Origin of the sequence: Methanorbis furvi (genome assembly GCF_032714615.1) — an archaeon.
Taxonomy (GTDB): domain Archaea; phylum Halobacteriota; class Methanomicrobia; order Methanomicrobiales; family Methanocorpusculaceae; genus Methanocorpusculum; species Methanocorpusculum furvi.
The window spans coordinates 194,927-201,956 of record NZ_JAWDKA010000004.1 but is presented as its reverse complement, the minus strand read 5'-3'; the positions used below and the strand labels follow the sequence as shown (position 1 = coordinate 201,956).

Genomic DNA, 7,030 nt, shown 5'->3' with positions numbered 1-7,030 from the left:
CAGCCCCAACAACCTCTTCCACTCCCCCCCTCACCGCATCACTCAATCCCTCTCCCTCCCCCATCCACTCAGGCTGCACCCCGACAACCACAACTCTCCCCGCAGCATCCGCCAAAAACTGCACCAGATGTGAAAGCGCCATCATATGCGTACCAATCGCAGTATCATGAATCCTCTCCTCAGAAATCCTCCTAACCGAACCGGGCAAAAGCCCCATCTCCGCCGCATCCACAATCACCAATAACTCAGGATGAATCCTGCGCACCAGTCCGGTAAAATTCTCCGGCGCCGTCCCGCAGTTGTAGGCAGTAACATCCGGCAGACCTGCTGCAATAATTTTCTCAGCAACAGCAGGCCCTGCTCCGTCATCACCATGCAGAGAATTTCCAACACCGAAAACAACAATCATATCAGAAAAAGAGTGCATCGACCGGGACTCGAACCCGAGTTTAGGCGTTGGCAACGCCTAGTGATAACCACTACACTATCGATGCAAGATTGCACTAAATACAATGACGTAGAAACATAAATAGACGCCGGTTTGTAAGCAGGCGCAACGAACATCAGATATTTCTAGTAATGGAAATATTCAATATAGCTACGACATTGTCACTATGAGGACTGGGGTGGGAGTTCATGACATTATGTGACAAAAAAAGAATAATTAAAATTATTCTCCATCAGAAATATTCTCTTGAAATTCCGCGAATGCGTCCTCAACATATTTTGCATCTTCCTCGTTTATTTTTCCACTGTTTTGATATTTATTTTGAATACTATCAAGGCGTTTTATCCATTTAACTCTTGTTTCTGGTTTGTCTGTGATTTTTGACATAACTGTGAAGGAATTTTCAAATAAATTCCAATTTTCAAGGACAATTCCATGTAAATGAGTCAATGTCATGTGTTTTTGATAGTTTTGACTATAATCTCCTTCCTTTTGGGCAATTTTTGCTACATCTTGGCGAATAGTATTTGGCACTCCTTTTCCCCACCATTCAGAGATATCATCACCGTATTTTTCTTCTAGACTCTGAACTACATATTCTCTAGCACTGTCCGTTAATCTGGAACATATCTCAATTGTTTTTGCGTTTAACTCTATATTTGGCGTAAGTTGAGTTTCTGCATATTTTTTCGCCTCCTCCGGATAAAAGGAAGGAATTTGTTTGTTAATTATGAATATAAATTCATTAACACATTCACTAATACCCCCTTTACCACTGCGTGTTCTCAGATCATTTAACTTAGCCGGTGATGAGGTTTGAAGATAGGAGATCAATGGTTGCAGATATTTATCAAGATCTTGTATAAGTTTTTTTGCTTCCCGATAACTAACATTACCTTCGAATCTTTGAAGTTCTTTGATGAGATAACCTAGCAGTTTCAACGTTGATCTAATACCAGTGTTTGTATTGAGAAAACCACCATCTCTTCCCTCAAGGTCCCATTGGTCTTGCAATCCATTTGATTGCATGAACCGATAATATTCACAGATTACTTTTGAAACGTGATCACATGTCTTTTCATAATTTTCCCAGTACAGTGGCCCATAAGTAATATTTTTTTGACCGGCTTTGGATGTGGGAACACTCCCGATAAGTTTTGTTTCACTTAATACCTCAGTTATATTATTCATTGTAATAGGTTTAGAGCCGTTTGAGGTACCATCATCAATTCTATGATAAAATACAGATGTGTCTTGATCATTTAGCATTAATGCAATTGTAGAATACATTGATTGGAGCCTTTGTTTTGGATAGGGTGACTCACGATTTAATGTAGCATAGAGCGAAAGTAACTGGTTTTTAGGGACACTTTTTTGCTCTCCATTAATATCTACGAACAATTTTGTTTGATACTCTGGCTTAAGATTAACAAAGGCAATTACAGGCAACGTTGCAGTTGATGCCTCAGGAAGATCAGAATAGGCATATAGTCGATGCTGACCGTCAATAATCCATGCCGAGTGATATTTATTTGGGAGATATAGATGCCCCATGATGGCATTTTCATTTTTTGTACCCTGAAATGGTTCAAATTTAAATGATTTTGATTCAGCGTCGAGATTGATAACAATGCTTGTGGGGAAGATACCTCCTGGTTTTTCTTGGATATATTTTGCTATTTTGTTTAGTCTAGATCTTTTTGCGACACGTTGGTACGTTTTGATAGTCTCGTCATTGGTTTTTCCACGATGGGCCAAATAACTTATTTTAAGAAGTTTTTCTGGCTCAATTAAAAAAGAATAAAATATTTGTCCACCCATTTCTCCTTTAATTGCGGGAACTGGAGCGCCGATGAGACCATGTATCTCTTTTCCCTGGAGGAAATCTCCTAAAAACATGTATTTTGCAGAAGATCTAAAATCATCAGCAAGTCTTTGGTAATATTGCATTAAATCAGTATCAATGAGTTTGATGCCAGATTCATTTAACAATATTCTATCAGCATCACTAAGAGAGATATTCTTCAATGCCAGTACCCAAATAACAGTAAATTTATCAGTGATACCCATGTTTTTATAGTGCATATAGATGGATTCATTGATATGTTGGCGCATATCTGCTATTTCAGAAATTGTTCTTCGGATACTCGCATCCTTTGAGGAAGATTTTTGTTCTAATGATGATTTACATTCTATAACAAATATGGTATTATCCTCTCGAGCAAAAATATCAATTTGTTTTGTAATACCAGTATTATATCTGGGTATTTTAAATGAGGGGGACTCTTTATTCAGTTCTGAAAATCCTAGTTTATAGAATATTGACCAGATTTCATCCTCAAATAGTTTCCAAGGTTCCTTATATTTGATGATTTTAACTGAACCCTTTTTTAATTTTCGACTAGATTTTGTTTTTGTCCATCCTTCGTCTTCATATTTTTTGAGGTCAGTATGAGAAATAATCTTTGTTTTATCCCAAATCCTGGCTCGGATTTTTGCTGCCTTATCTAACTCCTCTCCAACAGAAAGTCCCGATAGAGTAAAATCATCACCAATAGATTTCAAAAGAATCGCCTTAATAATATTATGGGGTGGTCTACATATAAGTATATTGCAATATTCTGCTTTATTCCAAATGTCTTAAACATCATTGACTTTTTCTTAAAATTTTAAGAAATAAGAGATATTTGTGGGTTAAATGTATTATTTATATCTGAATTTTTGAGTGATATGGCAAAATTCTTTCTCAAAGAAAAATTAAGTATTAGCTAATTCTAACCAAAAACAATCTTTTAGCTGTTGATATCCTTTTCCCGTCCCTTTTTTACCAATATAATATCTGAAGTCGGAGGTCTCCACAGACCAATCGATATTTTTCAACAATAATACATACGAATAGATGTCTTGCCCATTCAATGGGTCTTTTCCGTCTTCAAGCATTTTATTTAATATATCCACGGAAAGAGAATTCATGGGATACATTCCAATGGTTTTTGTTAGAAGATATCGTTTACTTTCATCAAATGCAAAAGGAAACACAGATTTTATTGCACTCCAATAACCACTCAAAAATTGTAATTTCTGATCCTGAGAATATTCATGGAACACGGTATTATCATAAAGTGGCTTTAGAGATGAAACAAATGAAGTTAATGGAATTGGACGGCGTAACCCACTTATTCCACCTAAACTAATTAACCCGTGAAGTGGTGATCCCTTTTTGTTAAGTTCATTGACAATTGGTACGAGTTCTGCACGCCATTTTTCTTTTTCAATCGCGGGGATCCCTGTGATACCTGCCGCCAACGTTAGATACGCAAGTTCATCTTTTAAGGAAGAATTTACTGATTTTTGTGTTTTATTGATCACGAAAAAGAAAGCACGTTCAATATCGATAGGTCGAATTAATGAGGATTCATCACATTTATGCATTTTTTGTATTATCTGATTTGGATTAATAAGTAATATTGGTATTTCGAATTGCAAAAATTCATTGTATCTCTCCACTATTTTTGATGTATCTTGATTGAATTTGCGAATTTCAGATCTAATTTCATGGAATAATTCAAAAAATCCACCTGTTCTTTGTTGGCCATCGATTAGTACAATATTGCCCGGATATATTGGAGTTTCCATAGTTCCATAGTCATCGCTAATTGGTTGAAATGTCGAATTTCGAACGCTTGCAATGATAGGTGGTACAATAGGGAGGGCACAGTTTTTCAAAAATTCCTTTATTTCCCTGTTTTTTTCTTTTATGCGTTCTCTTTGATATCCTTCAAGTTTTTCTTCGTTCCATTGATCAATCGAACTCATTACAAGAAGTTCAGCAGGATGTATCTTTCCTATAAATAACGGTACATTTTTCTGACTGAACCGTAAAACTGGGATATGGAGATTTTGGCATGAAATTAGCTGCAACCATGTCTCAGAAATCTCAGAATTGTCTCCCTTCATAGCGGAAAGGTACATATCTATTGTTTCAATCTGATTCATAATATTAGTCAAATTCAAAGATTCATGGGAATTTACTTTGAACGAGGATGCAATTTTATCTTCAAAGAATAAGGAAGGGTCATTCCAGCATTTATCACATACATATTGGTCATCACTGTAAGGTCCATGAACTTTATCTAATATCTCGCGACCACAAGACGAACAAATTATTTTCTTCATTTTTCTTTTACCCTCCTTAATTCGAAAGCATCCTCAAATCCAAATGCATTTGTAATTTTATCAACTAGTCCTGTATATGCTGGAAATGCTCCACCATATCCAATGACACGTCTCGCTGCCTGTATTGCTTCAATTTCCTCAATAGTCCAATTGGGTGAAACATAACTGTTTTTTGTGATTGCACGAAGCGGTTCATATCTCATTGGGTAACTAACTGCACCCCAATTTAGAATATCTCTTGTTCGATCAAAAAAATCAGCAGGAGTATCAGTGTAATTAAACAGCGTGTATACAAATATGTTCCGTTTTGAGATACCGGCGTCACTTAATATTTTTATTGCATTGCCAACTGCATCATGGTCTTTTCTTGAGTCATATGCAATTCTGATCGTACTATCTAATTTGAGTCCTGAAATCTGATTTGCTATCTTCTCAGTAATGAGCCTAGCATCGATGCCTTGGTTAAAATCCACCCTTTTATCGTATTCATTTAACTCCTGAAAAATTTCATATTTATGTGGATTCAGTAAAAAATTATTATCAAACAGAATAATGCGTGAGTGTGTTTCAATAATATATTCTTTAATACTACTACGTGTTTTGCATAGTTTTCCTTCTATTTTTGGAACTGCACAAAAACCACATTTCCTACCACACCCACGAGAAGTAAATAAGATGCTTCCATCCCAATCAGGAACTAATGTGTAGTCTAGTGGCATATTTTCGACTTTATCACAAATTCCTGATCTGATCTGATCTGCGCCAGAATATTTCGCATGATCTGGCATGACTGATGCATAAATTCCGCCGAGAATTATTTTTGAAGATGGATGCCACGTTTTGTAATATTTAATGGATTCCCAAACCTGTCTCCATGTCCACGTAAAAAGGCTCGTTACATAGATAATGTCTGGATCATATTCGAGACTTTGACATCCTTGAACGTACTGTACATTGTCTCCTCTCCGTTTATGGTATGTGGAAATTTTGAGTAAACCTACTGGTGGAAACTGAGTATAGTATTTTGGTTGTACTAGCAGAATGTTACGATTTGACATACCTCACACTTGGATAATTAATATGCCGTTATATCAGATATGCTTATGGATCCTGTTCAAATAGGATCTAGCAATGCATGCTTGTTACTAACATAATGAAGGAGAATTGCACAGTACTAGATAATGGGAACAAATACTCATCATAAAAAAATATTATTTAAAGAAGCCGCGCTTCTTTTTCTTCTCATCCTTCGGCGTCTCAGACTCCGAAGAACTCTTTTCCTTCTTCTCTTCTCTCTCTTCCTTTGCAGGTCTCTCCTTTGGAGCATTTCCTTCCGCTGCTAAGAGCTGCTCATACAACTCCCGCTCTGCTGAAGACAGCTTCTTTGGTGTTGCAATCACAATCCTCACCAGAAGATTGCCGAAGTTTCCGCGTCTCCGCACTCCTTCGCCGGGAATCCTCAGGCGTGTGCCGTAAGCAATGCCTGACGGAATCTTCAAAGACACCTTCTTCTTATCCAGCGTCTCGATCTCGACCTCGCATCCGAGAGCTGCCTGCGCCGGAGTAATCTCATACTGAGTTACCAGATCATCATCCTCGCGGTCGAACTTTGCGTTCGATGCGACCCGCACCTCAATATACAGATCCCCGTTTGGAGCCCCGTAGTCTCCGGCCTCGCCGTAACCTTCCATCCGAAGCCGCATTCCGGACTCAATGCCCGGCGGCACATGCACGGTAACCTTTCGCTTGACTTTTGTCCGGCCGGTTCCGTTACATTTTTTGCAGGCCGACTCAGGAATTTTTCCGCGTCCGCCGCAGTTCGGACAAGGGGCCGCAGTCACCATCTGGCCGAAGATAGAGTTTCTTACCTGCTTGATCTGACCGGTTCCGCCGCACTTCGGGCAGGTCGTTGTCTTCTTCGTCGAGCTGCCGGTACCATCACACTCCGGACACTGCTCGGTGTGCATCACTTCAATTTCTTTCTGCGCACCAAACACCGCATCCTCAAGAGTAATCTGGATACGCATCAGCAGATCATCGCCCTGACGGGGGCCGGACCTGCGTCCTCCTCCCCCTCCCCCGCCAAAGAACGAATCAAAGATATCGCCGAACCCGGAGAAGTCAGCAGTATACCCGCCGCCGCCCGGTCCGCCGTAGCTTCCCTTCGAAGCATTCGTGAAGTTGTCGTGTCCTAACTGATCATACTGGTGGCGCTTTCCATCATCCGACAGAACCGAATACGCCTCATTGATCGACTTGAACTTCTCCTCAGCTCCCGCCTCTTTGCAGACATCCGGGTGATACTTCTTGGCGAGGTTGCGGTATGCCTTTTTGATGTCCGTCTCCGTCGCATTGCGGGGAACACCCAAAACATCATAGTACGATTCCGAACCCATTTGTGGTCAC

Annotated in this window: 5 protein-coding genes and 1 tRNA gene; all 6 read right to left on the bottom strand. The window is 39.3% G+C overall.

What is annotated here, in order from left to right; all coding sequences use genetic code 11:
- Positions 1-409 (bottom strand): hydrogenase maturation peptidase HycI (hycI, locus tag McpAg1_RS04915; RefSeq protein ID WP_338094182.1); only part of this gene is annotated, 409 nt, incomplete at its 3' end.
- Between the two features lie 13 nt (positions 410-422).
- Positions 423-494 (bottom strand) — tRNA-Gly (locus McpAg1_RS04910).
- A gap of 176 nt (positions 495-670) precedes the next feature.
- Complete coding sequence (locus McpAg1_RS04905) at positions 671-3,013, bottom strand: DGQHR domain-containing protein (protein WP_338094181.1); 2,343 nt, start codon at positions 3,011-3,013, stop codon at positions 671-673.
- Between the two features lie 192 nt (positions 3,014-3,205).
- Positions 3,206-4,624: a DGQHR domain-containing protein gene (locus McpAg1_RS04900; protein WP_338094180.1), complete on the bottom strand. Its 1,419-nt coding sequence runs from the start codon at positions 4,622-4,624 to the stop codon at positions 3,206-3,208.
- Positions 4,621-5,682 (bottom strand): B12-binding domain-containing radical SAM protein, encoded by a 1,062-nt coding sequence (locus tag McpAg1_RS04895; RefSeq protein WP_338094179.1) that lies wholly within the window; start codon positions 5,680-5,682, stop codon positions 4,621-4,623. Before McpAg1_RS04895 ends, McpAg1_RS04900 begins: the two co-directional genes overlap by 4 nt.
- 153 nt (positions 5,683-5,835) lie before the next feature.
- The gene (gene dnaJ, locus McpAg1_RS04890) at positions 5,836-7,020 is read right to left on the bottom strand and encodes a molecular chaperone DnaJ (RefSeq protein WP_338094178.1); all 1,185 of its coding nucleotides are present in this window, start codon (positions 7,018-7,020) and stop codon (positions 5,836-5,838) included.
- Positions 7,021-7,030: the final 10 nt, after the last annotated feature.

Coding starts and splice junctions, on each gene's coding strand:
- dnaJ (WP_338094178.1), bottom strand. CDS start 7,020: ATGGGTTCGGAATCGTACTATGATGTTTTGGGTGTTCCCCGCAATGCG.
- McpAg1_RS04900 (WP_338094180.1), bottom strand. CDS start 4,624: ATGAAGAAAATAATTTGTTCGTCTTGTGGTCGCGAGATATTAGATAAA.
- McpAg1_RS04895 (WP_338094179.1), bottom strand. CDS start 5,682: ATGTCAAATCGTAACATTCTGCTAGTACAACCAAAATACTATACTCAG.